Source organism: Palleronia abyssalis, assembly GCF_900302445.1.
Classification (GTDB): Bacteria; Pseudomonadota; Alphaproteobacteria; order Rhodobacterales; family Rhodobacteraceae; genus Palleronia; species Palleronia abyssalis.
On sequence record NZ_ONZF01000004.1, the window covers coordinates 309,257 to 335,806 of the forward strand.

A 26,550-nucleotide genomic window follows, 5' to 3' on the forward strand; every position below is an offset into this window, starting at 1 on the left:
AACGTGCCCAGATCCCCCTGCGCGACATTGCCGACGAAGGTCGCATATTGGCGCGACCCCTACGAAATCGTCGCAGAGGGGCGGCCCACCGGGATCGTCGAACTTCCCGTCAAATGGATCCGCGATGACGCGGTCTACTTCATGAACCGGCAGGGCGCGCAACGGCCCTACACGCCGCCCGGCGATGTCCTCGACATCTTTATCCGCGAATTCGAAGGAGCGCGCGCCGAGAATGGCTTGTTCTGGTGACAGTGCACCTGCATATCATCGGCTATCGCTCGCGGATCTTCATCCCCGAGACACTTCTGGCCCGGATCGCCACCCATGCCGAAATCGCCCGCCACTGCATGGTCATGGCCGGGCCGAAAGGAAAAAATGAGCTATTCCCTTGCCATTCATGGCGGTGCCGGCACAATTCTGAAATCCACCATGACACCGGACCGCGAGGCCCAATATCGCGCCGCCCTGGCGCGCGCCCTGGAAGCCGGAGAGGTGGTCCTGCGCGACAACGGCGCGGCGCTCGACGCGGTGGTCGAGGCAGTCGCGGCGCTGGAAGACGAACCGCTGTTCAACGCGGGCCGTGGCGCCGTCTTCACCAGCGACGGCAAGCACGAGATGGACGCAGCCGTGATGGACGGACGCGACCGCCGCGCCGGTGCGGTCGCGGGGATCTTCGGCCCCCGGAACCCGATCCGCTTGGCGAGGGCCGTCATGGAGCGTACCGACCATGTTTGCCTGATCGGCCCCAATGCCCTGAAGATCGGCCACGACGCGGGCCTGCCCTTCGAGGACGAGACCTATTTCTTCACTCAGGCCCGATGGGATGCCCTGCAGGAAACGCTTGCGCTGCTGGCCCGTGGCGAGACGAACGACGACCCCGCCCGTCGGCACGGAACGGTCGGCGCGGTGGCGCGAGATGCCTCGGGCCATGTAGCCGCGGCGACCTCAACCGGGGGTATGACCGCCAAGGCGCCGGGACGCGTGGGCGACACACCGATGATCGGGGCGGGCACCTTCGCCGACGACGCGACCTGCGCAGTCTCGGGCACCGGCCATGGCGAAATCTTCATCCGCTGGACCGCGGGTGCCGAGATTGCCGCCAGAATGCGTCATGGAGAGCAATCTCTTGAAGACGCCGCGCGCCATGTCGTAATGGAAGACCTAGGCCGCAACGATGGCTCGGGCGGGGTGATCGCCGTGGATCGCCACGGAAATCTTGCGCTGCCCTTCAATTGCGAAGGGATGTACCGGGCCGCCGTCCGATCGGGCGAGGATGCTAGGATCGAAATCTACCGCTGATTTCGCCCACGCATCTGGCGCCAGGACTCTCATCGATGCTTAGCCCCAAGGACCCATTTGCCTAAGCCTTACGCGCGGAGATTACTGCTGATTTAAGCGGCGATCAAAATGACGTCCGCTACGCGATGAGACGCACGGCGACTTCGCTTGGCGGCCCGAACCCCTTGGGTCGAAACACAACGGAAACCAGCGAGCTAGTGATCGGCGTTCTGAGAGGCATACGATTCGCCCCAGCGGCGTGGTAGAACGACCCCGCAAAGGCAGTTCGCGGACGGGGAGCCAGGCGCACTATGGAAGGGCCGCCATACCACATTTGGCCCGAACAGTATCTTGCGGGAGATGCGCGGTATAGGAATCGAGGCCGGCCATTCGCATGACCGGCCCTCACGCCGTTTCAGTGGTTGTCGCGCGGCAGGTCGCGGGCGACGCGGCGGTAGGCGGTGGCAAGTTCCAGGCATCCCCCCTCGCCCAGCTGACCCACGTGGGTCCGGTAGATCTCTTGCCACGGGGTTTGGTTGCGGATCTCGGGCGGTTGCCACGCGTCCTTGCGGCTTTGCCATTCGGCGTCGTCGACCATCGCGTTCAACGTGCAGGCGTTCAGGTCCAGCTGCACCCGGTCGCCGGTCTGAAGGTAGGCCAGGCCGCCCCCGACGACCGCCTCGGGCGAGGCGTTCAGGATCGAGGGGCTTTCGGAGGTGCCCGATTGCCGCCCGTCCCCCACGGTCGGCAGGTGCTTGATGCCCTTGCGCAACACCGCGTCGGGGGGCTGCATGTTCACCACTTCGGCCGATCCGGGATAGCCGATGCAGCCAACGTTGCGGATGAACAGGATCGTCTGCTCGTCGATCTGAAGCGCCGCGTCGTTGATGCGCGCGTGATAGTCTTCGGGACCTTCGAAGACCACGGCACGAGCCTCGAAGATGCCCTCGTGGCCCGGCTGCTCCAGGAAGCGGGCGCGGAACTCGGGCGAGATGACGGACGTCTTCATCAGGGCGGTGTCGAAGAGGTTGCCACCCAGGACCAGGAAGCCGGCGTTCTCGCGCAGCGGCCGGTCGTAGGGCCGGATCACCTCGGGGTCCATGACCGCGATCCCGTCGAGGTTGTCGCCCATGCTGCGTCCCGACACCGTCATACAGGTGCCATGAAGGCGCCCGGCCTTCGCAAGCTCGGCCATCACGGCGGGGACGCCGCCGGCGCGATAGAAGCTCTCGCCCAGGTACTCACCGGCGGGCTGCATGTTGACAAGCAGCGGAACGTCGAAGCCGACGGTCTGCCAGTCGCGGGTGTCGAGTTCGACGCCCGCATGACGCGCCACGGCGACAAGGTGCGGCGGCGCGTTGGTCGAGCCACCGATGGCCGAGTTTGTCACGATCGCGTTCTCGAAGGCCTCGCGGGTGAGGATATCGGACGGCTTGAGATCCTCATGGACCATCTCGACGATGCGCTGGCCAGTGCGGTAGGCCGCCTCCATCCGCTCGCGGAACGGTGCGGGGATCGCGGACTGCCCGGTCAGCGTCATGCCAAGCGCTTCGGCCATCGCATTCATTGTGGACGCGGTGCCCATGGTATTGCAGTGACCGAGCGACGGGGCGGACGCGCAGACCCGGCTCATGAACTCTTCGTAGTCGATCTTGCCTTCGGCCAGCAGGCGGCGGCTTTCCCAGATGATGGTGCCCGACCCGACGCGCTTGCCCTTCCACCAGCCGTCCAGCATCGGCCCGCCATTCAGCGCGATCGCCGGAAGGTCCGCCGTCGCCGCGCCCATGAGCAGCGCCGGCGTGGTCTTGTCGCAGCCGGTGGTCAGCACGACCCCGTCGATCGGGTAGCCGTGAAGCACCTCGACCAGCCCCAGATAGGTCAGGTTGCGGTCGAGCGCGGCCGTGGGACGCTTGCCGGTCTCCTGGATGGGATGAACCGGGAACTCCATCGGGATGCCGCCGGCCGCACGGATGCCGGCCTTGATCCGGTCCATCAGGAAGACGTGGATCTTGTTGCACGGCGCGATGTCGCTGCCGGTCTGGGCGATCCCGATGATCGGCTTTTCGCCCTGCAGCTCCTCCCGGGTATACTCCTGGTTCTGATAACGCTCGACATACAGCGCCGTCATCCCGGGGTTGTTCGGGTTGTCGAACCACTCTTGCGAGCGGAATCGGCGGTTGGCCTTCGTGTCGCTCATGATGTCCTCCTCAGTCTTCTTCGCGGTGTCCCGCCCGCACCGCCTTGGCCAGGTCGAAGCCGTTCTGACGGGCGACGATATCGGCCAACATCGGGACGTAATCGTCGCCATGCCCTGCGCTTTCGGCAAGCTGGAAGCTGTTGGCGATGGCCGCCCCCAGCAGGTTCGCGACCTCGGCGTCGCGCGCCATCGAGGCGGCATAGCGCGTGTCCTTGGCGCCGTTCTGGATGGTGAACTTGTGCGCTTCGGGGTCGCGGCCGATGGCATAGGCCATGAACGTTTCGTAGAAGCCGTTCGCCATGCGGCTGGACCCGATCACGCGGTGGATCGTCTGCGGTGTCAGCCCGGACTTCACCCCGGTCGCCAGCGCTTCGGAATAAAGCGCGGCGTACCCCATCGAGATGAAGTTCATGATCAGTTTCATGCGGTGGCCGGACCCGGTTCCGCCCGTATGGCTGATGTTGCCGGCCCAGCACGCGATCACGGGGCGAAGACGCTCGAACATCTCCGGGGTTGCGCCGACCATGGTGTCGAGCGTTCCGGCCTCGGCCTCTTTCGGCGTTCGTCCCAGCGGGGCATCGACGAGCGTCATCTGCGCCGCCTCGAGTTCGGCGGCGAGCGTGTCGGACGATGTCGGATCGGCGGTGGTGGTGTCGATGACCACGAGGCCGTCCTTGCCGGAGGCGAGGATCCCGTCCTCGCCGCGGATCACCGCTTCGACCTGAGCCGAGTTCGACAGGCACAGATGCACGATATCGCTGCGTTCCGCGACCTCGCGGGGGGTCGCCGCCTCCTGCGCGCCGCGCGTCAGCAGATCCTCGACCGGGTCCCGGTTACGGTTGCCCTTGACCACCAGCGGATAGCCCGAGGCGATCAGGTTCTTCGCCATGCCGTGTCCCATGTAGCCCACGCCGATGAAGCCGATGGTCGGTTTGCTCATGCCGGGTCTCCGTTCCATGTCGTCGCTGCCCTGCCCCGAGTTCACGGGCCACCGGTTGATGTGCCGTCCTGCTCGAGTATAGCAATTGCCAACGCGCACAACCGCACAACGGAGGACATGATGGCGCTATCTTCACGATGTTTCCTGCCCCGGCGGGCGTCTCCGGCCAGCTTTGAGCGCCTGTCGGCCCGCCCGCGCCAGCACCGGGCGAACGCATGAGCGCGGCCCTTCCCGACGATGGCACCTTGGTGGGGCGCGTGCTGCGGCCCGACCGGGGCCCTTGCGTCGTTGTGCGTCGCGACGGTGAATTGATGGACATCACCTGCCGCGAAGCGCCGACGCTGCGCGACCTGCTCGAACGCGACGATACGCTGGCGTTCGTTCGCGATGCAGATGGCGAGCGGTTGGCGCTTCCCGACCCATCGCGGGCCCCCGACGGGGCGCAGCCCACCTTTCTGGCCCCCGCCGACCTTCAGGCGATCAAGGCAGCAGGCGTCACCTTCGCCGAGTCCATGGTCGAGCGCGTGATCGAGGAGCAGGCGGCCGGCGATCCGGCGCGCGCGGCCGACATCCGGGCCCGCGTAGCCGATGTGATCGGCGAGAGCCTGTCGGGCCTGGTCCCGGGGTCCGAGCAGGCCGCCAAGGTCAAGCGCGTCCTGCTGTCCGAGGGTCTGTGGTCCCAGTACCTGGAAGTGGGGATCGGGCCGGATGCGGAGGTCTTCACCAAGTGTCAACCGATGGCCGCCGTCGGGCACGGGGCCGAGATCGGCCTCCACCCGATGTCGAGCTGGAACAACCCCGAGCCCGAGGTCGTGCTTGCGGTGACGTCCCGCGGCGAGATCAAGGGCGCCACGCTGGGCAACGACGTCAATCTGCGCGACTTCGAAGGGCGTTCGGCCTTGCTGCTGAGCAAGGCCAAAGACAACAACGCGTCCTGCGCCATCGGCCCGATGCTGCGGCTGTTCGACGAGACCTACGGGTTGGACGACGTGCGCAGTGCGGACGTCGCCCTTCGTGTCGAAGGCGAGGATGGATTCGAGCTGAACGGCCTCTCCTCCATGCGCAAGATCAGCCGCGATCCCGCCGACATCGTCGCGCAGACCATCGGGCGGCATCACCAGTATCCCGACGGGTTTCTCCTGTTCCTGGGCACGCTCTTCGCCCCGACGCAGGATCGCGACGCCCCGTCCGCCGGATTCACGCACAAGGTGGGGGACGTCGTAACGATCAGCGAGGCCCGCCTCGGTAGCTTGCGGAACGTCGTGCGCCTGTCCACGGACGCCCCGGAATGGACGTTCGGCACCGGCGCGTTGATGCGGAACCTGTCAAAACGCAGGCTGCTCTGACGACCGCACGGAAGCGTTGGCGCTCCATACAGCCGCAAAAGAGATCAAATCGCTCGGCCGAGGTCGAGAATCGCAGCTCCATATCAATGGACGGCCCTTAACCCTTGTCGTGAATCTTGAGCCTCAGATTCAAATCTGTTCACCTCGCTGCATGTGCTTGTCGAAATATCGCTCGCCGGTTCGAGAGACGTGGGCTTTGATCAGCCTGATTTGCTCATCCGCCTTTGCCCGTCTTCCTGCACGAGCATACCCTTGGCAGAGCCAGTACCGTGCATAAGGCACCGCGAGGCGAGCGCCGGTCGCAAGATACATATTCAAGCCGCGTTCGAGGCGTAAAAGGCCCCCACGATCGCCCGAGAGCCCCTCGATATGTCCCAAGCAGATCGTTGCTTGAGAACTGATCTGTGCGAAACAGTACTCCTCGGCCAGCGAAGCCGCGATTTTGGCGTGGGGGGCTGCCAGATCCGGGCGGTCCAGAAAAAGATATGACACGGCCGCCATTACCCTGGCGAATGCGCTACTGAACCCGTGACCTCCGTCCTCCGCGCGCAGAGCCGCGGCTTCGGCCTCCTCCGATGCAGACGACGCGTCTTTGAGAAAGGCGTGGCACCAGGCGCGGTAGGCACCTGCCGCGACACTGAGGTCAATGCCCAGGATATCCACGTTCGAAACGTCGTGATCGTCCGGGACCGTCTTATCCCCCGCCTCCAACTCGATCAGGGCGCGCCGGAACTCGCCCCGGTAGAAGGCATTGAGGCCATCCATGTAATGCAGACCAGGCCCGAGCCACCGCGGTGCGCGAGGCGCATCGATTTCAGACCGACGCAGGGCCGTTGCAACTTCGGCAGCCTGATCCAGCTCCGCCCGCACGACGAGGTACGACCAAAGTCCCCAGTGGGCCTGCGGCGCCAGCGGGCTTTTCTTTTCAACGGCGAGCGCTCGCAGTCTGTCGTTCACCTCGTGGACCTCGGGATCAGCGAAGCCCTTCGCGGCCAATAGCTGAGGGCCCAGCAGCGAGAGCGTCTCGATCTCGTAGACGGTTTGTTGGCGTGGCGCGAGATGCACGATTTGGGCACGAGCCCGCTCTAGATGCGCCACGGCCTCTTGCGGGGCGGACAACTCGATCGCGCCCCTGGCGGCCTTGAGGGACCATTCCACGGTCTTGAGTGGCGCGTCCGCTTCGGCCCAATGCGCCGCAGCCATGGCAGCGGCCGCATGTTCTCCGCTTTGGTATCGGACTTCGAGGTAGCGTGCGGCACGCGCCGAGAACGCCCTGCTTCTGTCTTGGGACAGATGCCGCCGGACGACCTCTTGGACAACAGCTGTTCGAAATTCCAGAATGGCATGCGGCAGGCGACCGGTCACGTAAAGCAGACCCTCGCGCCGCAGCGCATCTAGCAAGGGACGCATCCGCGCCAGTTCAAGATCGTAGGTGGCAGAGAGCAGACCGTATTCGAACCGATGACCAAGGAGAGACGCGGCTTCGAGTAGCGCGCGTTCAGGTTCGGTAAGCCGGTCAATCTGCGCAAAGAATGCCGCCTCGATGCTCGCGGGAATGTCAGTTAGGCTGGGCACCAGCGGGTGTTCTGCAGCGACGCGGCAAAACTCCTCGATGCACAGCGGTATGCCTGCGGAGCGCCGCACGATGTCTTCCATAATGCGCCTGCCGACCCGATCTGGCAGGATCGTGGCCGCCATGTCCCAGGCGTTGACCGGATCGAGTCGCTGAAGTCGCAAGACTTCATTGGTGGGACGGTCCCGCCCGAACCCGCGACCGGTCGTCAGCAAGAGGATTGGGGAACCGTCCAGCAACGAGCCGAGGTCTTCTATGAAGTCCAAAGTCGTTGGATCACACCACTGGATGTCCTCTATCAGAACGGCCATCGGCTGATCCGCACTTGCTCGCCGTATTGCAGCCGCGATATCCGCCTTGGCCCGGTTCAGGCGTGCGTCGGCACGGCTGCCGGGTGGCGATGACGCCTCATCCCAGAGAGCCGTGAAGGGTCCCAAGACAACGCCGGTCAGGAACGGCGAGCCTTGAAATCGCAGGATGCGCCCGCCCCGGAGTTCGAGGCTGGTTGCGAACTGATGGCAAAGGCGCGACTTTCCGATGCCCGGCTCACCCTCAATGTGAAGCCGAACGGCGCTGCCGGCTTCGACCTCGCGCCAACCAGCTTCGATCCTGTCGGTTTCTGCCTCCCGCCCGACGAAACGCGTGAGTCGCTGACTGCGCTTCTGGTGGTCGAAGCGCGTGTCCCGGCCGTCCAACCTGTCTATCCTCCAGGCCGCCGCCGCCTTGTCGACTTGAACCGCGACGATCCAAGGCAAGGCGGCCCGGATGGCATCGGATATCCAGAATTCGCCCGGCGGGATCGTGCCAAGACGGGATTGCGTCCATAGCAGCGGCAGCCCGTCGAACCGTGTCCCCATATCGCTTCCCCGCCCCAAGACACAGGGTCCGTAGTCAAGCGCACAGCGAATGATGGGTCCGTCCGGCGCGATGCCCTGATGCACGAGCCGCAGCCCCGCGCGCACCGCGCTTTCCAGATCGTGCTCTTGGGCCCCGTTTACACCGAAGGCCACGAAAACCTGCGCACCGAAGGCACCGGCGAGCTCTCCTCCGAGCGGGACGCATACTTCGTCTGCAAGCTCGGTCAACGCGTCTGACAGAATACGCAAGGCGTCGGGACCTTCGGGATTACCCGCAGACCTGCTTGGCGTTGCCGCAATAGCGAGTATGGCGAGCGGACGGCGCGACGTAACCGTGTCGACGGCAGCGCTGGCTTCACCGCCTTGTGTGCCGGCCCGGATGCGCGCCGCAAGCGCCTCTGTTTCCCGCTCCGGGTCGATGTCGAATTCGGTTTTCATGATCTCTCGGCAGAGATCGTACTGGCGCAAGGCAAGGACCGCCTGACCGATTTTGGCGTAGTGGGACATCAAGGCGCGATGCGCGACCTCTTGCGCCGGATCGAGCTCCAACACCCATTTGGCGGTCGATACGAAATCACCTTCGGCTTTGCCCAGCGCCATCCGTTCCATGAGATTCAGGCCAAGCGCCAGCGCTCGCTCGGAGAGGCGCAGGCGGTGGGACGAGACGTAGTCCTCGAACGCTTCCGTCGGGCCGACCATGCCTTCGCAGAGTGGGCCACGGCAAAGGGCGGACAACAGGTCCAGACTTGGCGCGCTGTCCAGCGCCTGCAACTCCAGGATGTCGCAAACGCACCCGCATAAAGTGAATCGAACCCCGTCCTGCACCGATTCAGGGGGCTCGACTCCGATCTGACGAAGCGCCCGCCGCACGACCGCCAGCTCTTGCCGCAGGCTCGCTCGCGCGCCCTCGGCATCGGCGTTCGGCCAGAACATGTCGCACAGCCGCTCACGCGAAACAGAGCGACCGTGTTCCAGGAGAAGGACGCAAAGGAGGGCCTGCGCGCGACGCGTGGGAAATCGCGTGAGACGGCCGCCATGCGCCGCAATCTCGAACGGCCCGAGAAGGCGAAATGACGTTGCTTGGGGCACCTCGGTCATGATCGTCTCCGTGGGATTAGTTTACCCTACGACACAATCAGATCCTCGACAGCTTATGAAGATTTTGTAGGCTTTGACGACGATCGGTTTCGGTGGCGCCAGCAGGGTGGTCCGCTAGCGGTCCCGCGTTCGAGCAACCATATCGGTCAGGAGGAATACAAATGTCGTATCAAGAAGGTCTTCGGGTGGCGGGGCGCTCTATCGGCAACGATCCGGATAGTTTCGAGACCGTGATCCGACCCCTCGTGGTTTCACCCGAGAAACACGGTGACCTTGGCTTCGCGACGCTGAAGCCCGGGGAGGCCTCTCCGCTTGTCGACCCAATGAGGTTGCAGATCGTTCAGGCGATGCAGGGCGCAAAAACGGCGATCGAGTTCGCAACACTCAAGGATGCACAGAGCGAAATCTCGTTCCGGATCGAGGCCATGCAGACAATGAGGAATTTCAACTCAGGCGCGTATGACGCCGACTATTTCTCAGCGACGATCGGCCTGCAATCTTCGATGGGATGGTACCCCGAGCACGGGCAAACCGAGTCGCCGAACTGGACGCTCATGCGGCCCGGCCAGCCCTACAGCGCGATGTTCGTCCAGAGGGATACCGCGCCACCGCATTCGGTGATGGCCCCCTCGATCGGGAACATCTTTCCTTTTCGTGGCGAATGCGCCGGTGCCTTTCAGATGGCCGTCTATCTGGGCCTTTTGAATGGGCTGGGCCCGACATATTTCGACGAGGCTGCCAAGGCGTTCGGCACGATGTATGTCGGCCCTTGGTCGATAGGCTCAAGCAAGAATCCGGTTCAGATCTATATGATCGCCGCCGATCTGGGCGATCCATGGATTCCTGGCGATTACCTCTATTTCAAGAACAAGGATGACTATCTTCACTACGCGCCCGATGGGTTCTGGACCGGACTGAATGCGATGTACATGGGTCGGGACGCGCATGGGACCCAGCACTTCTCAGGCCTCGGTGCGGCGTGGTTGAGCGAGGCGAACCTGCGCATCAGCGTCGCGGACGCCTATTACCACGACTGCTACCCGCACACGATTGACGATCCTCAGACGGCCTGTCGCTTCACTTTGCGCCGTAGGCTGTCGCTGACTCCGGGCACCACACACGTAGAGGCCGCGTCCAACCCGCCGGCAACGGTGGCCGCACCGGAGGCGCCGGACGCGCGCACGTTGCTTGCCTCTGGTTTCGAGGATCGCGGCGGCGGCTTGAGCACGGTGCGCGGACGTAAGCTCGGCGAGATTGCGAAGGCGCTGTCCTTTGATCCGGCCTCCCTTTCGCAGGTCGCCTCGGCGCCGTTGGACAACCCGCCCCACATGCTTCCCATGGGGGCACACAGGCTGATCGTCGAGTATTCGGATGCCGCACAGGGACGCCATGATCCGGATGCCCAAGTCGACGCACATGTCGTTCCGCCAGCAGCAGACCGAGGATAACCAGGATGGACATCAAGGACGTGATCGACGGTGCCATGGGCCCGTTCCCCGACAATTGCGCGGGATACATGAACCCGCCCGCGACCGGGCCTGGCTATATCGCTGCGCTCAAGCTCTCTGTCGGGACGGTCGAGGCGGATATGGACGAGGGACTAGAGGGGATCGTTTCCTATGATCGGGCCGAATGCGAGGATGCATATATCGGTCAGATCAATATGCTGACAGCTTCTTCGTTCTGCGGGCTCAACGGCGCGGTGTGGGGCTACGATCTGGCACGCCACGATGATCTGGCGGCTGACGATGTCACGGCCCGCTGGACGCTGGAGCGGCATGATGGGGTTCCGGTGCCGATCCGGTCAATCGCTCCCTTGCTCGACGCGGGCTACCGTCTTTTCGGTACGCGGGACCAAAGGCGGTTCAACCCCCTACCCGGGGCAATGGTCGTCTGCGCCAACAAGTCCCGCACGGTCAATCCGCAGAAAAGCACAACAGTCTGGGCCGGTCTGGCCATCGCGATCGCCGAGGATCGGACATCCTGCGCGAATCTCTTTATCGAGGACGCCGCGGATACCGAGGCGAGCGGAGAGAAAGCGCTTCTCGATCTTCAGCAGAACATCGCTCGGTCGATCCTGCGGTGCGGCCAGGACCAGGGGGTGAAATACAAGGAAATCTTCATCGGGCACAAAGCGCTGCAGATTTCATCGGGCACTGTCGGATGCTCGCTGGCATGCGTTCCCTATGTCACCTTGCCCCCGGCAGCCATCCCGACGGGCGCTGCACCGGCAGACCTTTCAGGCATGTCGCTTGGTGAATGGGAGGCCGCGCTTCGGCTCGATCCCCTGCCCCCCTATCCAGACGCCGCCCTGATTTGAAAGTCCTCGGACCCTCGTCTCAGAGGGTCTCTTCGATTTTACGCATTTCTTGCGCTGATCTTCGTCCGCTTCTTGCGGTGGTCTTGCACTGCCGTGGTCCGGTCGCCTGAGCGCGGACATCCCGTCCACGCCAGACAGCAACCGGGAGATCAGTTATGCAGGATGCATTCATCGAGGAACGCTACAACGAGATCATGATGCAGGTGCAGCGCGGGGCCAACGTACAGGCCCGCGTCGAGCAGATGAACGTCGGGTGGCGCAACTACATCATGGACGCGATGGGCCTCGATCCGGAGACCTTTCAGGCCGCACAGGGTACTCTTGGCTTGCAGACCGACGATTCGAGCGGACTGTTTCTCATGGCCGACAGTGTCCCGCCCTACTCCGCCATGGCGTTCTTCGACGCCTCGGGCAGCGGAACGCGCTACAATGCCTATGGGAGTTTTCTGAACTGCCTGCTGCCCTCGACTGCTGCGGGGATGAAGAAAGCCCTTGGGCCGATGTATGCCGAGTGGAAGATCTTCGCCAAAACGAACGCCACGAAGTACGCGACGGTGGAGCAAATGTTCGACGCCTTTGCGATGGGCAACCTTGACCCGACCATGGCGAAGGCGGGGCGTCAGGTCCTGGCCCAAGCGGCCAACGACCCGCTTTCCAACGCCTTCAGGGACTACGCGAACCCGAACTTCCAGACGACTTTCGTCAACGATGCAAACCAGCCATTTGGCCTACCCAGCTACACGGGTACGATCTCCAACGCGAACAAGGCGATTGCCAACGGCCAGTCGGTCGACATCGATTTCAGCACCAACTCGATGGACACTAAGAGCACAAGTACCATCGTCTCCGGTGGGGCGTCAGGTATGTACGAGATCTTTTTCGGCGGCGCGAACGGCGAGTATTCCGCGAGCGACGAGAAGGCCTCTCAGTCCGCCTTCTCGATCAAGGGGCGGATCGGCTCCTACGCGACGATGCCGACGCAGGCTGCGGGGTGGTACAACGGTTCGATGGTCACGCACGGCTATAATGCGAAGGACGACTTCAACGTCTGGGACGCGGAATCGAACTCGGGCGACTGGTACACCTTCTTCAACGAGAAAACCGGCAGTCTCGCCCGGCGCGTGTCGCAGATAGTCCTTGTTACCGATCTGGAGCTGACCGTCACCAGCGAGGCGAGCTACAGCCAAAGCGAGTTCGAACAGATCAAGACCGAAGCGCAATTCGGTGTCTGGCCGTTCTTCTCGGCCAAGGCGAGCGGGACGCACACGTCGAGCTACCAGCTCAACGCGGATGGCTCTTTGAGCTACCATTATACGCTTCCGAAGGGAAAAACCGCGATCTGGGGTGTGACGGTACAGCCCGCGCCTCAGTGATCTCACCCACGCCCGAACGACCGCCCGGATTCTTCCGGGCGGTCATCAGCCCCCGTAGGAGAGAACAATGCCCACCCTTAGCGAATACTTTGATCACCTCGCCGAAATCGCCACCGATGCTGTGAAAGACGAGGATAACGGACCACCCGTCGTCGATGGCCCCCAGGACCCGGCCGCGACCGCATGGTCGGCCTTGGCGGTACACCCCATGAGCATGATGGAAACCTCCTATGTCGCCGCCGTTCAGAAGGCCGTCAGCCATGCCGGCGATCCGCAGGAAAAGCTCGACGCGGCATTCGAAGCCCTTTCAGGCTATTACGCCTTGCACAAGGACAGCCCGATCCTGCTTGCGCCGAACACCGAGCTTTTGATCGACGAGCGAATTCTCGGCTTGCAAAGCGAGATCAGACGTCTGGAGGTGATCGCCCAGAGCGACCCCTCGCGGACCTACAACTCCCTCTGCGGGATCGTCGGGGAAGCAGCGGAGATCCTAGATTCGATAACGTCACGCGACACGGTCGAGTTTGCGAGCGAGCCAATCCGCGACGTCGCCCAGTATCTTGGCTACAAAGATCTGGCATCGACAGAGGACATCGTCAGAGCTTGGGCCGACAAGAACCCGGAGGGCGACGGGCCCAAGACCGAACGACAGCTTGACGATGTGAACACCGAGGTTGTCGAGCAGCTCGGAAAACCGAATGCCGCGGCTGCTTCTCCGCGCAGCCTTTACAATATCGGTCCCTTTTATCTTTACCGGCTGATGCATCGTTTCGTTGGCGGGGCTCCTGGCAAGCCGATGGACCTGAAGGCCAAGGGGGACGCAAGCGGGTCCGTGACGGGCGTCATGCACCGTCCCGACTGGACCTGGATGGCCAGATGGCACCAGGAACGGATCACGGATCTCGGCCAGCGACTTGAGGCGCTCGACCTGCGGCTCAAGCAGGATTTCGGCGTCGGGAACGAAGTGTTGCGCTACTTCCTGAAGGGCGGGCGCGCGATGTACACCGCGCTTCATCGTCCCCAGGAGGGCGGCAACGACTGGGACACAGGGATCCTGATTAATCCGGACCTGAGGCCCGAGGATTGGTACACCGCTTTCGCGCGGGTTAACGACCTTGTGGCCATATTCTTGGATGAGGCCCGGTTCGGCTATACCGAGCTGTTGGAGAGGCATAGGGACCAGCTTCTCGATCCGCAGCCTCTGCAACTGGCCGCTCACGATGGTCCGCGGCTCTTTTCACGTCTTGCCTTGCAGGCCGAACACGCCGAACCGATGCGCGCCACCGAACCGTTCAGGCCAGCTGGTGTGAACGGAGAGCTGATCGATATCGGTGTCTCCGCCCGCAACACGGTCGAACTGCGCGAGCACTGGCGCGTGCTCCACATCGTCAAGGCAGAGGGGATTGACGGCATTGCGACGCCCGTGCCGACGCTTCCCTATTTCGTGGACGACTTCTCGACGATGATCCGCGAGGCGATCCAAACCAATACTGTCGGTCGCAAACTGGCCAAGCGGTTGGAACGTCTGCTGACCGTCCTGAGCGAGCCGGACGCGAACCTGATGGAACACCTAAAAAGGAACCTCGTGACCGTCACCAAGGCGATGCCCATGACGGCAGAAGAGCTCGAATTGACACCTACAAAATCGGACCCGTGGTCAATGATGCTCACCTGGGGTCTCGCGGCGCTTTTGAACGACACCGCGATCTATGCGGCGCGCCAGACATGGGTCGCTGCCTTCGATACGTTTGCAGCTGAGAACTTGCCGAGGCTCTTGAAGGGCAATACGGAGTTCGACGAGATGTGGCAGCAGATAGAACCGGGGATCAAGAACCGAGAATCTGTAGCTGCATGCCGCGAGGTCTTCTTGGCCCAATGTGCCGTCGGGACGCTGGCAGATGATATCGTCGCCGACTACCAGACCGTGGGTCAGGCTGTCATCGGCAAGGAAAACTACCAGAAAGCCGTCAACTGCGTTCTGGAGATTATCGACAACGGCTATAGCAAGCCGATTGCTGGCACATACTATCGCACAGGCTGGCTTGGCCTCCTTGCGCAAGCAAGACACGTGGGCGTAACCATACCGATGCAAAGCGCGCCTTTGCTTGGCGGATCGGTCGAACTCTACTACCGGGCAGAAGGTACAAAGGCAGAGGAGGCCTTTGACCAACTCGCCCAAGCGGCTGGTACCGCGGTTGCCCAATACGACGTTACTGTCGATGCCGTGAATATCGCCGGTCAGCCCGCTCTGGTAGTCCAGACACGAAATCCGCTTTTGGGCCTCAAGATCACCGAAGCGAGCACCGTCCTCCTGGTCATTCGGCCCGAACCTCTGGACGGCCCCACACATGCCTCCGTGCTAGATTTCTTGAACCGTGGTGTGACCGCTTCGATACGCGACCTATCACGGCTTTACACGGACCGGGCAGCGTCGAGCGAAGACTTCCTGATACGCTCCCGGGGCCGCCATGCAGCAGAGTTCGTACTGCTCGATCTCTTGGGGCGCCAACTGAAAACCTGAGACCGCACCTATGACGCGCCAAAAGGGGCATTGGTCTTTTCAGTAAACCGACATGGATCGGCCCCATTCGTGCGTAGATACACTCCTGGAGTGCGTTTGCACGAAGCGTGGCCGGTGCGTGTCGAGATCGACTTGGGGATCGACCGAGCACGTTAAAGATTGGGGATGTCCGTAAACCGTTTTGGTTCGCTTCACCTTAACCTGGAAGGGCCTATCTTCGTCCGCTTTTTGAGCTACTCCCCATCCTTTGGACAGGAACCGACGAAGTTTAAGCTACCTTCGGGGCCGACACGCCAGCGTACAGCAATAGTGCCTTCCATCAGACCCAGTATTGGAGGGCGCTGGAGGGCGATCGCGAGGACGCGGGTTTCACTTATAGAGCGGAAACCGACACCGACTTGCGAGAGGGACCCGATGCAACCCGGCCCTTGAGCTGCGGCCCCGGCCAAAGCGCTTCCTAAGGAAAGCTTGTGATCGCGGCGGAACTCGCGACGCTGACTCTCTGCGATCAAACGGCTGGCCTCACCGATATGCTATAAGCGACCCCAGGACGCCACTGTTTAGCACGGCTTGGTTTCGTCGTGGCCTGTCGATCCGCCTTCAAGCTTGTGGCTGTCCTGATCTTGGTCATGTTCGGCCCTACTGGATGAAGAACTCGGATCGTTTTCCGGCTGCGGAAATGCCCCGCGACGGCGATGGTCACCAATCAGTTGAAGCCGGTTGTGCAGATCGGCAGAGGGTCAGCCACACGGGCAAGTCGCCGGCTCAAGGTGCGCCGTGAATCGCTTGTCCGAACGGCAGGAGCCCGGCGCAGCTGTCGTTGGGAAGTGAGATTTCAGTTGACAAATTTTACCTACAACCGGTGCTTTCCCGTTCCTTTCGGTGCCATTTCAAGGGTTTGAGGGCCCAAATGACCCTTTTGGCGGAACGGGGAATTTCGCCTTGTAATTCCGTGGCTTGCCCCGCTATACGGATCAGCGGAGACGTGGCCGAGTGGTCGAAGGCGCTCCCCTGCTAAGGGAGTAGGCGGGAAACCGTCTCGAGGGTTCGAATCCCTTCGTCTCCGCCATCGCTTCGGCGTATCTTGTTGAGATTTCGCACATATTTCGTTAGCCCGGCGGCCTCGCCCCCCAAGCCATCCCTCATCTCGACACGGTTTGCCCCGGAACAAGCCGGATGACTTGAGCCGGCTGGGAGGCTACTGTGCGGGCAAATTAACTTAAATTCCGGCGGCCATGACCCCAAGGAATGTAGCAGACGCTTACGAGGGATGGTTTTCAGTTGGTCTCCTTCTCCTGCCTGGAATTCCGTTGTGGTTCTTCTGGGATGAGCTTCTTAGATGGTCTGGGGGCTACGGCGAAACCGTCGCAGGTGTCGTTATTTTCCTCCAAGCTGCATCACTGTTGCTCCTTAGACCGCCGCTGATGCGCCGCATTCACGACCTGTCGCGCTGGCTGGAAGCTCGTCGCAAGAATTAACGCCCCGATAAACTGGACGAACCGAACCTGGCCCTCAAAGGCCTTCAAGAAAGTCTGCGCAAAATGCCGGAAGCAGGCGCTTGGGACTTGGCCGCGATGGGTGCTGATCTCGCTCGGCAGGATCGAGAACAGAATGAACGGGTAGCGTTGACCCGAACAATGGACAAACAAGCCGGAGCCAATCCGCCGAAGATGCGATTTTTTTTAGTCGACCGCTCTATTCCGGCCTTGGAGCCGGAACCTGGTTCTATGCTGCTTCTGCGCGCTGATGGAACTTGGGGCTTTATCGTGCCATGCGAAGTGCTGGCAGATGAGGGCTCGCCCGAGGTTTCCAAGGAGGTGTTCGTCTCTACGGTTGCCGCGCTAAGCGGTTCCATGCCCGGCATGTCCTAATCAATTAACCAGCGCTATCATCTTGGCAAAGCTGGGAGCGACCAAACCTGCCTCAATCAACTCGCAGCCTCTCAGCCGCCATTTCGCCCAGCGCTGCATTTGCGCCTCGGCTAACCGTTCGCGTCCATCTGGCATCTTTGGTCCGGTCGACGCCCCGCCGTGAAACCTACATCGCTCCTGAACCGCCCGAATGTCCCGACTTGGTCGGGGACCGTCTACGTCGCGTTTGTCATCGACGTATTCGCCCGTCGGGTCGTGGGCTGGCGGGTATCGACCTCGATGACCAGCCAGTTTGTCCTCGATGCACTCGAGCAGGCGCTACGGCAAAGAAAGCCCATAGGGAACAAGAGCTTGATCCATCATTCGGACCGCGGATCGCAATATCTCTCCATCAAGTACCCTGAACGCCTGGCAGATGCAGAGGTCGATCCATCCGTCGGCACGGTGGGTGACTCATACGATAACGCGCTCGCGGAAAGCGTCATCGGCCCGTTCAAGACCAAGGTCATCAAGCAGCTCGGCCCCTGGAAAACCATGCAGGCGGTCGAATGGGAGACCTTCCATTGGGCGGATTGGTGCAACCAGCATCGGCTCTTGGGCTCGATAGGTTACATCCCGCCGGCAGAAGCTGAGCGACGACATCTTGAACAGCCCCAACCCCGCGATAAGGCCGCCTGACCCGTTGAACGAAACGCTCTCCGATAAAGCCGGGGCGGTTCACGCCGCTTAAGCGGTATAGCTTAGCGTCAAGCATTACGGTGGAGCGCTTGGGCAGCCAGTCGCTCCCAACATCCCGTATTCCGTTAATTCAGTATAACGGGGCCATCGCCATCTTCAGCCGGGACAGACCACCTAGGCTGCAATAAAGTTTAGTGCCGAAGTTGCAGGTTCGATTGGCAGTTGCTGACTGGCCGAAATAACCGAGGACACGCGTTAATCTCCGCAAAGGCGTGTTTCTAGGTTTCGGTTTGGAACGCTCAGCGTGTAGTCGTTGACAGGCAAGGTGGGATCGGTGAAACGTTTCAACGGAGTCGTGATCGCGAGGTGGCCTTGGGAAAGATTGAAGGCAGATCACAGGGTCGTCGCGCCACCATCCGGGATGTGGCGGGTCTCGCCAATGTATCGGTCGGAACGGTTTCGCATGTCCTCAACAACAGCAAGTCGGTCTCCAAGTCGGCGCGAGAGGCCGTACTCGATGCGATTACCACGTTGGATTACCGTCCAAACAGCCTTGCGCGTTCGCTTATCGCGCGCCGGCCACGTCAAAAGCCGGCGGCGCGGCTTGACGTGCCCCGGCTGATCTCGGTCGGATACGTCTCTATCGACTACATGGTGCGGATCGGGGAAGTTCCCCACCCGGGTGATCGCGCGACCTCGCAATCCATCGAAAAGATGCTCGGCGGACCGGCGGCCAACGTCGCAGCCTTCGCGGCGGGGCTAGGCGCACCTCTTGATATTGCCGTTGAACTGGTAACGCACTTGGGCAACGACGCCGACAGTCTTTGGGTCCTAGAAGAACTGGCCGCCGTGCAGATCGACGTCAGCGGGGCATTTCAGCAACCGGGGGCCCGGCTGTCGCGGTGCATCGTGCTGGTCGAGGATGGCGGTCGGCGGACAATCGTCAATGAGCCCTTCGAGATCCCGGTGGACTTTCTCGCCCGGCACCTGTCGCACCGGGCACCGCACGAGGCGCCCGCATGCGTTCATTTCGACGGCTTTCATCTCTCGGCCGCCAAGGAGGTGAAGGACGATCTGCACGCCGCCGGCTACTTGATCTCGCTGCACTCCGCCGGTCTGCCCGTCGAATGGACGGAGGACGCTGCCAGGGCGATGATCGAGACCTTCGATCTGCTTTTTCTGAACCAGGATACGCTGGATGGCCTCGCTCGCCTGGTGCCCGGTCTCTCCGACGACCCCCAGAAACTTTTCGACTTCACGTCCCGCGCGCGGAGCAAGGCAATTCTGCTGACCCGTGGAGCCGATGGCGCGACGCTTCTGCGGCCGGGCCTGCCCGCGGTCGACTGCCCGGTTCCCGTGGTCGAAATCGCCGACGCCACCGGCGCAGGCGACGCCTTCACGGGAATCTTCCTCGCCTCGTGGCTCGCGCACGGCTCCTTCGACGCCGCGCTCTCTCATGCCGTACACGGGGCCAGCCTGTCGATGACGTCGCTTGGCGCACAGGGCAGGTTAGCGACCGCGCGGGAGCTTGGAGCGATCGAGGTAGCGGAGGCCGGCGCATAGCATGACCGAATTGCCCCACTCGCCCGTGCTCCTGTGTATCGGTGATATCGACATGGACATCATCATCCGGGTGCCAAGCCCGCCCGGTCGGGATCAGAAGGTAGATGGCGCGCGCGTGGCGCAGACTGCCGGTGGCATGGCCGCAAACGTTGCTGTCGGGGCCAGCCGCCTGGGAACAAAGACGCGCCTTCTCGGAACAGTCGGCGACGACGCCATGGGGCGAGAGGCGCTGGCGGCGCTGCGGCGCGAAGCGCTCGACCTCTCCCACGTCACCAACCTGCCCGGCGTGGCGACGTTCTTTTGCGTCATCATGGTGGACGACGAGGGCGAGAAGTCGCTGGTGAAAGCGGTCAGCCCGGCCTATCTGCCGCAGCCCCGCGACGTGAAGCCTGCGGCCTTCGACGGGGTTGCGCACATGCACCTGACCTTTACGCGACACGACCTTGCCGAGCGGGCGATCTCGCTGGCGCGCGCAGCCGGCGTTTCGATCTCGCTGGACCTTGAGGCGGCAGATTTGCCAGCCGACGGCGGACAGGTGGCGGAGTTGGTCGAGCAGGTCGACCTCCTTTTCGTCAGCGAACAAAGCCGCAAGCAGATCGAAGGTCGGTTGGCTCCGCTAAGGGCGCAGTCCAACCGGACTATCGTGACCACGCTGGGCAGCCAGGGTGCGCGCGTCGAGACCGCGGATACGACGACCGAGGTCGACGGCCATTCCGTTGGCGTCACGGACACGTCAGGCGCGGGCGATGCCTTCGCCGCCGCATATCTTCACGCGCATTTAGGCGGCGAGAGTGCTGAGGCTGCGCTCGGCTTTGCAAATGCAGCGGCCGCGATATCGATCCGGTCATACGGCGCGCAAGACGGTCTGCCCACACGTGCCGAAGTCGAGGCCTTTCTCGGGCGCCGGGCACCGGAGAGGTCAAATGCCTGACCGCCGTTTCGAGTTCGCCAAGCTGTGCCGTGACAAGGACTTTCCCCCGCCCGACGAACACACGATGGACGGCCTGCGTGACATCGTCGATGAAGGCGTTCTGGGGGCGTCGAACCATGTGTCGCTCGCACTGCCGCTGGTGGCGCGCGTCGCGCGAGTGGCCCGGCCGACGGGGCGCGACGAGGCGCTGGAACTGGCACGGTTCATCGAAGAAACGCGGGGGATCGGGGCGCCCATCGTCGCAAACGCGCTCCGCTGGCAGACGGCTGGCGTCGCGGAGATGTCGGCGGACGAGGCGGCCGAACTCCTAGAGACTCGGGCGGCCGACTGGGGCGACGCTGCCAATCGCAGGCGGAGCGATCTTATCGAGAAGGGCGTCGCGGCCCTCTCGGGGGTCAGGTGCCCGTTGATCTACGACTATTCGAGCACGGTCGCTGATCTTGTCCGCGCGATGGCGGGCGACGACGGGCTCGACGCCATCGTCATACCCGAGAGCCGGGCGATCGACGGGGGGCGACGTTACATGACCGCGCTTGCGGATCTCGGCGTTCCGATACGGTTCCTGCCCGACGCCGCGCTGGACTATGCCGTGTCGCAGTCCGACGCGGTGCTACTGGGCGCCGAGAGCGTCACAGTAGACGGCGGCATCAGCAACACCATCGGCTCGACGCTTGCAGCGCGTTGTGCAAGGGCGCTGGGCGTCCCGGTCCACGGGGCTGCAGACCTGTTCAAGGTCGGCGACAGGCTTGCCGCCAACCTGCCGCCGCCCGCGTTGCGGGACTACGACTTCCTGTTGCGCGATGGTGAGGCGGCCAGTACCGCCGCGCCGGAATTGGAGATCGTTCCGCCCGAACTGGTCACATCTATCCTGACCGAGATTGGGTCGCTCGCGCCCGCAGACGTTGCCGCCGCCGTAGCGACCCGCGAAGCCTGAAAGGAGCACGGCCGATGACGCCTTCGGAAAGCCACGCGTTGATGCGCCGCGAACTGGACGAGCAGCCGTGCACCCTGGCCGAGGCAGCGGCCCCGTTGTCGGAGACGGCCGCGCGTATCCGACCGCCGAAAAACCGCACGATCTGGCTTGGCGGGTGCGGCGACAGTCTCTTCGCGGCACAGAGCCTGACGCATCTTTATCGTGCGAAGGGCTGGACCGTCCGCGCTGCCTCCGCCGCCCAGATGCTTTGGTCGGGCGAGATCGAGGCGGGCGACACAGTGGTAGCTGTCAGTATTTCAGGCTCCACCCGTCGTACCATCGAGGCGGTCGCGTCGGCGGGCAAGACCGGAGCGCGTACCGTCGCCGTGACGCTCAAGACCGACAGCGCCTTGGCGCGGACCGCGGACGATGTCTTGCCGTTGCCCTACGAGCCGGTCAGCCGCGCGATCCCGCACGGGTTGGACTATCACGTCACGCTTCTGGCGCTGGCTGCGCTGGCGGGCGAGATCGACGGCCCGTCCATACGCGCGATGTTCGAACGACGGACCGAAGCCGCGTTGGACCAGGCGCAATCGGCCGCTACGGATCTGTCCCCTGAGGCGCGGTTCTTCTTTTTAGGGGGCGACGCGGCGCTGGGCTCGGCCGGATACGGCGCGGCCAAGCTGCACGAGGCGGGGGGCCTTCCGGCCTGGACGTTCGAGGCCGAGAATTTCGCGCACGGCGCGCAATTCATGCTGCGACCAGGCGATCATGCAGTGCTGTGCGGGTCAGGACACGTGGCGGATTCGCGCACTTTGGCGATGAAGGACGGCCTTAGGCGGCTTGGGCTATCGGTCAGCCATGCCGGGTTCGCGGGCGAAGAAGGCCCGCTGCTCGTCGCGCTCGAGGCCGGGCTGTTTTGCCAGACGCTCTGCCTCGCCTTGGCCGAGGCACGGGGGCTCGATGTTACCGATCCTGCCCGCGGCTCGGACGCGGGCGCTGTTCAGAACGATTGGTTCGGCTGGACCGCAAGCTGATCAGGAGGCTGCGCGTCGGGCCCGCGCGCGCAGCTTGTCGCCCACCGCATTGTCGGCCATGACGCTGCCGATCAGCAGAATTCCGATGGCGGCCAGTTGCCAGGCTTGCGAGATGTTCGCCAACTGCAGGGCCACCTGAAGTGTCGTCACGATCAGCACGGCAAGAACGGTGCCAGAGATGCGCCCGATTCCGCCGAAGATATGCGCGCCGCCCAGCACGGCGATGGTGACCGACAGAAGTTCCATCCCTTCGCCCGCATCGGGCCGGGCGGCCTGGAACCACGACAACGTCATGATGGCGGCCAGAGCCGCGATCACGCCGCTAAGACAGTAGAGCGTGAAGCGCAGGCGCCAGACGTTAACGCCCGACAGGAACGCCGCTCTTTCGTCATTTCCTGCCGCGTAGATGTGCGCCCCGAACCGGGTCATAGACAGCATCACGTGCAGCCCCACAGCGAGGGGTACGAAGACCACCCACATATGGATGGGCACCCCGAGGAAGCGGCCCTGTGACAGGACCCCGAACCATTCGGGGATCCCACCAATGGGCGAGCCGCCCGTTAAAGCCAGCGCAAGGCCGGAATAGGCGAAGAACGTAGCCAGCGTGCCCATGAGCGAGGGAACACGCATCACGCAAACAAGGAACGCGTTCACGGCGCCCAGTACCCCTCCGATCACGAGGCCGATAAGACAAGCGACCAGCAGTGGTACGCCAAGGCCGAACAAGCCCGCGATTGCCAGGCCGACCAGCGACATGGTCGCACCGATGGACAGGTCGATCCCGGGCCCGCCCGACAGCATCACCAGCGTCTGTGCCATCCCCAGCACGCCCAGCACCGGCACGTATTGCAGCAGGTAACCGACGGTAGAGGCCTGTAAAAAATGCGATGACAAGAGGGATCCGGCGATGAAGGCCGCAACCAGCAAGCCGCATAGGAATAACAGCCTTTGCGTGAGCGGGTCTTTCAAGATGTCCTCCGGGTTTCCAACGAGTCGAGGATCAGGACGATAATCAGAAGAGCGCCGATCACGACGGTCTCCCACAAGGACGACACTCCGATCAGAACGAGACCGTTCTGGGTCATCTTGATGAAGACCACGCCCATCAGAGTTCCGATCAGACTGCCGACGCCGCCACGGATGTTCGCACCGCCGAGGATCGTAGCGGCGATGGCCTCGAGCGCGATGTTCGTGCCGATGTTCACCTCGACGTTTCGTAGCCGCGCGACATACAGAATTGCTGCGATACCCGCGAAGACCCCGAGAAGCGCGTAGGCCTGAATCTTCGTGCGATCCACGCGGATGCCATTCAGCCGCGCCGCGACCTCGTCACAGCCGATGGCGACCACTCGCTGCCCCCACGGTGTCCAGCGCAGCAGAAGCCACGAAAACACATAGACAGCGCCAATTACGAAGACGCCCGATGGAACGCCGAAGGCGTCTCCAAGTACGAGGAAGGAGAGGGTGTTCGGCAAACCGCTGATCCAGACCCCTCCGATGACGAGGAACAGGACCGCAATGTAGATATACATGGTGCCCAGCGTCGCGACGATTGGCGGTACGCGGCTCTTGGAAATGATCGCACCGTTCAGCGCGCCCAGAAGCGCACCCGCGGCCAGGCCCACGGGCACCACGACCCAGTCAGGCATCCCCAGTTGATAGGCCCGTCCGATGAGTACCGCTGAGACTGCGACGATGCCGCCGACACTTACGTCAATACCGCCGAGGATGATGACGATGGTCATGCCTGCGCAGATCACTGCCAGATCGACCGAGTTGCGCAGGATCGTTGTGAAATTGCGTTCTGAAAGGAAGAATTCGGACTGGCTGGCGAAGACCACGCACAGCAATGCGAGGGCGGCCAGCAAAAGTCCCTCTCGCCCGATCTTGAATGGGCGGGAGGGGGATTGTTGCGCAGGACGCGGTGAACTGACCTCAGAAGTCAAAGTCGTCCACGTTCTCTTCCGTGAAGACCGCGGGCGGTCCGAGCAGGATCACGTCGTTTTCAGGCATGTACTCGATGGTCTGTTCCAGCCCGTCGACTTCGAAGCTATCGGTGATCTCTCCGCCATTTGCCAGTTCATTGCCGACCCACACGGTGAGGTATCCCAGGTCGGCGGGGTTCCACAGGACCGAGAAGTCCATCGCGCCGGACTTGATGGCGTCGCGGGCCGTGTTGGGCGAGCAATACCCGGCGGTCAGCACTTCATCCGAGGCACCGGCCGCTTCCACGGCCTGCGCGATGCCCGGACAGGTGGTCGATGCCATGCCGAGAACCGCCTTCAAGTCAGGATTGCGGGTCATCGCGTCGGTTGCGAACTGATAGGCGCGCTGGGCTGTCCCGTCGGTGTGGTCGACCGATACGATTTCTATATCGGGATAGGTGGTTTCGGCACGTTCCTCGATGGCTGCGATCCAGTTCTGCATCGACTGGATGGTCGGTGAATCCGACACGATGGCGATCTTCCCGCTGTCGCCGATGCGCTCGACCGTCTCGTCCAGCAAAGTATAGCCAAGATCCTGGTCCAGCGCCTGCGCGACGAAGTACTGGCGGTCGCTGCCCGGCGCGTCCGCGTCCGAGGTAAGTACGACGATGTCCTGCTCCAAAGCGCGCGAGATCGCGGGCTTCAGCGTTTCCTCGTCCAGTGGCGAGATCGCGATCACGTCGAAGCCCTGGTTCACGAAGCTCTCGAAGATGCGCAGTTGGTCGGCGGCATTCGTACTGGTCGGGCCTTCCTGTACGTATTCGACGCCAAGCTGCTCGGCCGCGCGCTGGGCGCCTTCCTCCATGGCGACGTAATAGGGGATGCCCGCAATTTGCGGGATGAAGGCGATTTGCGTCGTGTCGTCCTGCGCGGCCGCGGGCAGCGCGACCGTCAGGCCGAGCGCGACCCCGCCCAGAAGCGTTTTCTTGAAGGACATATCCGTTTCTCCGTGCTGACTTTTCATGCTGGGGTTTCTTGGGCCACCGCCCGGCGCGACTTGGTCTCGGCCGCTCCGGTGATGTACCCGACCACTTCTTCGGGGGTGGTCTTGTCGGTTTCGAGAAGTCCGATCCGCCGGCCACGCCTGAGCACGGTGATGCGGTCCGACACTTCGAAGACGTCTTGCACGTTATGCGAAATGAGGACGACGGACTTTCCTTGACGCCGCAGCGTCTTGATGAATTCAAGAACCTTGCGCACTTCGGCCACGGCCAAGGCGGCTGTCGGCTCGTCCATCACAATCACGTCTGCGTCGATGTTCAGGGCCCGAGCGATGGCAACACCCTGCCGTTGGCCGCCTGACAGGTGCTCGACCCAAGTATGAATATCGGGTACCACGACATCGAGCTCTTTCAGCAATTCCTTGCTGCGTCTGCGCATGGCGCGGCGGTCGAGAAACGCGATGCCGGCAACCTTGCGGGTGACCTCGCGCCCGAGGAAAATATTGTCGGCAATCGTCATCTTGCCGGCCAGGGCGAGCTCTTGGAAAATCGTCGCCACGCCACGGTTCCAGGCATCCTGAGGCGACGTGAATCGAACCCTCTCGCCATTGAGCTTCATCACTCCCTCGTCGGGGGTGTGCGCCCCGGCAAGCGTCTTGACGAGGGTCGATTTGCCGGCGCCGTTGTCGCCGACGAGCGCCATAACCTCGCCCGGGCGCAGTTCGAAATCGACCGAGTCCAAGGCCACCACGCCGCCGAACCGCTTGACGATACCTTGCATGGAAATCTTCAGCGTATCCGGCACTCCGTCTCACCTCCTGATGAAATTGAAACGTTTCACTTTCATAAGTGTCCACGTAGCGAAGATGGGAAGTCAAACTTTTTCTTTGTATAAATCTTCAGCGTTCGGCCGATTTCCGCGCCGGTAACCAATCGCGATGGCCTTGTTGCGGACCTCGCACCTGAGACGTGCCGGCACTGTCGGGGAAACCAAGCTTGAGACGAGGCATGGCGCGGTCAGCGTCAGCCCGTGACAAAACCCAGCCCCTTCAAATGGTTCGAAACCAGCCCCAGATCGTTCGCCTCGCTGTGACGATGAACGTCTGGTGCCCACTGTGGCTGGGGGGC

19 protein-coding genes, 1 tRNA gene and 1 pseudogene are annotated in these 26,550 nt (G+C 62.8%); 14 read left to right on the forward strand and 7 right to left on the reverse strand.

The window, feature by feature from the left end:
• Positions 1-3: 3 nt before the first annotated feature.
• Positions 4-249: a polysaccharide deacetylase family protein gene (locus tag PAA8504_RS11735; protein ID WP_245897601.1), complete on the forward strand. Its 246-nt coding sequence runs from the start codon at positions 4-6 to the stop codon at positions 247-249.
• A 126-nt stretch (positions 250-375) separates the two neighbouring features.
• Positions 376-1,299: an isoaspartyl peptidase/L-asparaginase family protein gene (locus PAA8504_RS11740; RefSeq protein WP_108894363.1), complete on the forward strand. Its 924-nt coding sequence runs from the start codon at positions 376-378 to the stop codon at positions 1,297-1,299.
• 394 nt (positions 1,300-1,693) lie between these two features.
• Here the strand turns inward: PAA8504_RS11740 and PAA8504_RS11745 are convergent, their stop codons facing one another.
• Positions 1,694-3,475, reverse strand: coding sequence for an IlvD/Edd family dehydratase (locus PAA8504_RS11745; protein ID WP_108894364.1), 1,782 nt, complete (start codon positions 3,473-3,475; stop codon positions 1,694-1,696).
• A 10-nt stretch (positions 3,476-3,485) separates the two neighbouring features.
• Entirely contained in the window at positions 3,486-4,433 is a 948-nt protein-coding gene (locus PAA8504_RS11750) for an NAD(P)-dependent oxidoreductase (protein WP_108894423.1), read from the reverse strand.
• A gap of 197 nt (positions 4,434-4,630) precedes the next feature.
• Between PAA8504_RS11750 and PAA8504_RS11755 the strand changes: the two genes are divergently transcribed.
• Complete coding sequence (locus tag PAA8504_RS11755) at positions 4,631-5,761, forward strand: fumarylacetoacetate hydrolase family protein (RefSeq protein ID WP_108894365.1); 1,131 nt, start codon at positions 4,631-4,633, stop codon at positions 5,759-5,761.
• A 129-nt stretch (positions 5,762-5,890) separates the two neighbouring features.
• On the opposite strand, the gene PAA8504_RS11760 is transcribed toward PAA8504_RS11755, so the two are convergent.
• Positions 5,891-9,289 (reverse strand): ATP-binding protein, encoded by a 3,399-nt coding sequence (locus PAA8504_RS11760; protein WP_108894366.1) that lies wholly within the window; start codon positions 9,287-9,289, stop codon positions 5,891-5,893.
• Between the two features lie 161 nt (positions 9,290-9,450).
• Here PAA8504_RS11760 and PAA8504_RS11765 point away from each other — a divergent pair, with 161 nt between their 5' ends.
• From PAA8504_RS11765 to PAA8504_RS11815, 11 genes and pseudogenes are all read left to right on the forward strand, one after another.
• Complete coding sequence (locus PAA8504_RS11765; RefSeq protein ID WP_108894367.1) at positions 9,451-10,737, forward strand: TGL-type protein-glutamine gamma-glutamyltransferase; 1,287 nt, start codon at positions 9,451-9,453, stop codon at positions 10,735-10,737.
• 5 nt (positions 10,738-10,742) lie between these two features.
• Positions 10,743-11,609, forward strand: coding sequence for a histidine decarboxylase, pyruvoyl type (locus PAA8504_RS11770; RefSeq protein WP_108894368.1), 867 nt, complete (start codon positions 10,743-10,745; stop codon positions 11,607-11,609).
• Positions 11,610-11,764: 155 nt separating this feature from the next.
• The gene (locus PAA8504_RS11775; RefSeq protein WP_108894369.1) at positions 11,765-12,982 is read left to right on the forward strand and encodes a hypothetical protein; all 1,218 of its coding nucleotides are present in this window, start codon (positions 11,765-11,767) and stop codon (positions 12,980-12,982) included.
• Positions 12,983-13,304: 322 nt separating this feature from the next.
• Entirely contained in the window at positions 13,305-15,503 is a 2,199-nt protein-coding gene (locus PAA8504_RS11780) for a hypothetical protein (RefSeq protein ID WP_146190486.1), read from the forward strand.
• Positions 15,504-16,482: 979 nt separating this feature from the next.
• Positions 16,483-16,572: transfer RNA gene (locus tag PAA8504_RS11785), tRNA-Ser, on the forward strand.
• A 505-nt stretch (positions 16,573-17,077) separates the two neighbouring features.
• Positions 17,078-17,374: a hypothetical protein gene (locus PAA8504_RS21795; RefSeq protein ID WP_146190487.1), complete on the forward strand. Its 297-nt coding sequence runs from the start codon at positions 17,078-17,080 to the stop codon at positions 17,372-17,374.
• 192 nt (positions 17,375-17,566) lie between these two features.
• Positions 17,567-18,052: pseudogene (locus PAA8504_RS11795) on the forward strand (DDE-type integrase/transposase/recombinase); the annotation flags it as partial.
• 372 nt (positions 18,053-18,424) lie between these two features.
• Positions 18,425-19,615 carry a PfkB family carbohydrate kinase gene (locus tag PAA8504_RS11800; protein ID WP_146190488.1) on the forward strand — a complete coding sequence of 397 codons (1,191 nt, stop codon included), beginning with the start codon at positions 18,425-18,427 and terminating at the stop codon, positions 19,613-19,615.
• A 1-nt stretch (position 19,616) separates the two neighbouring features.
• On the forward strand, positions 19,617-20,546 hold the full coding sequence (locus PAA8504_RS11805; RefSeq protein ID WP_108894374.1) for a carbohydrate kinase family protein: 930 nt from the start codon (positions 19,617-19,619) through the stop codon (positions 20,544-20,546).
• Positions 20,539-21,480, forward strand: coding sequence for an eIF2B alpha/beta/delta subunit family protein (locus tag PAA8504_RS11810; RefSeq protein WP_181375773.1), 942 nt, complete (start codon positions 20,539-20,541; stop codon positions 21,478-21,480). The genes PAA8504_RS11805 and PAA8504_RS11810 overlap by 8 nt, the downstream gene beginning before the upstream one ends.
• Positions 21,481-21,494: 14 nt before the next feature.
• On the forward strand, positions 21,495-22,496 hold the full coding sequence (locus PAA8504_RS11815; protein WP_108894376.1) for an SIS domain-containing protein: 1,002 nt from the start codon (positions 21,495-21,497) through the stop codon (positions 22,494-22,496).
• Here PAA8504_RS11815 and PAA8504_RS11820 read toward each other — a convergent pair whose 3' ends face one another.
• From PAA8504_RS11820 to PAA8504_RS11835, 4 genes are all read right to left on the reverse strand, one after another.
• Positions 22,497-23,465 (reverse strand): ABC transporter permease, encoded by a 969-nt coding sequence (locus tag PAA8504_RS11820; protein ID WP_146190489.1) that lies wholly within the window; start codon positions 23,463-23,465, stop codon positions 22,497-22,499.
• Entirely contained in the window at positions 23,462-24,364 is a 903-nt protein-coding gene (locus PAA8504_RS11825; protein ID WP_181375774.1) for an ABC transporter permease, read from the reverse strand. The genes PAA8504_RS11820 and PAA8504_RS11825 overlap by 4 nt, the downstream gene beginning before the upstream one ends.
• Positions 24,365-24,431: 67 nt before the next feature.
• On the reverse strand, positions 24,432-25,418 hold the full coding sequence (locus PAA8504_RS11830) for an autoinducer 2 ABC transporter substrate-binding protein (RefSeq protein ID WP_181375775.1): 987 nt from the start codon (positions 25,416-25,418) through the stop codon (positions 24,432-24,434).
• Positions 25,419-25,441: 23 nt separating this feature from the next.
• Positions 25,442-26,227, reverse strand: a complete 786-nt coding sequence (locus PAA8504_RS11835) for an ATP-binding cassette domain-containing protein (protein WP_245897603.1) — start codon at positions 26,225-26,227, stop codon at positions 25,442-25,444.
• Positions 26,228-26,550: the final 323 nt, after the last annotated feature.

Coding starts and splice junctions, on each gene's coding strand:
- PAA8504_RS11810 (WP_181375773.1), top strand. CDS start 20,539: ATGCCTGACCGCCGTTTCGAGTTCGCCAAGCTGTGCCGTGACAAGGAC.
- PAA8504_RS11755 (WP_108894365.1), top strand. CDS start 4,631: ATGAGCGCGGCCCTTCCCGACGATGGCACCTTGGTGGGGCGCGTGCTG.
- PAA8504_RS11750 (WP_108894423.1), bottom strand. CDS start 4,433: ATGGAACGGAGACCCGGCATGAGCAAACCGACCATCGGCTTCATCGGC.
- PAA8504_RS11815 (WP_108894376.1), top strand. CDS start 21,495: ATGACGCCTTCGGAAAGCCACGCGTTGATGCGCCGCGAACTGGACGAG.
- PAA8504_RS11765 (WP_108894367.1), top strand. CDS start 9,451: ATGTCGTATCAAGAAGGTCTTCGGGTGGCGGGGCGCTCTATCGGCAAC.
- PAA8504_RS11775 (WP_108894369.1), top strand. CDS start 11,765: ATGCAGGATGCATTCATCGAGGAACGCTACAACGAGATCATGATGCAG.
- PAA8504_RS11760 (WP_108894366.1), bottom strand. CDS start 9,289: ATGACCGAGGTGCCCCAAGCAACGTCATTTCGCCTTCTCGGGCCGTTC.
- PAA8504_RS11805 (WP_108894374.1), top strand. CDS start 19,617: ATGACCGAATTGCCCCACTCGCCCGTGCTCCTGTGTATCGGTGATATC.
- PAA8504_RS11770 (WP_108894368.1), top strand. CDS start 10,743: ATGGACATCAAGGACGTGATCGACGGTGCCATGGGCCCGTTCCCCGAC.
- PAA8504_RS11745 (WP_108894364.1), bottom strand. CDS start 3,475: ATGAGCGACACGAAGGCCAACCGCCGATTCCGCTCGCAAGAGTGGTTC.
- PAA8504_RS11830 (WP_181375775.1), bottom strand. CDS start 25,418: ATGTCCTTCAAGAAAACGCTTCTGGGCGGGGTCGCGCTCGGCCTGACG.
- PAA8504_RS11740 (WP_108894363.1), top strand. CDS start 376: ATGAGCTATTCCCTTGCCATTCATGGCGGTGCCGGCACAATTCTGAAA.
- PAA8504_RS21795 (WP_146190487.1), top strand. CDS start 17,078: ATGGGTGCTGATCTCGCTCGGCAGGATCGAGAACAGAATGAACGGGTA.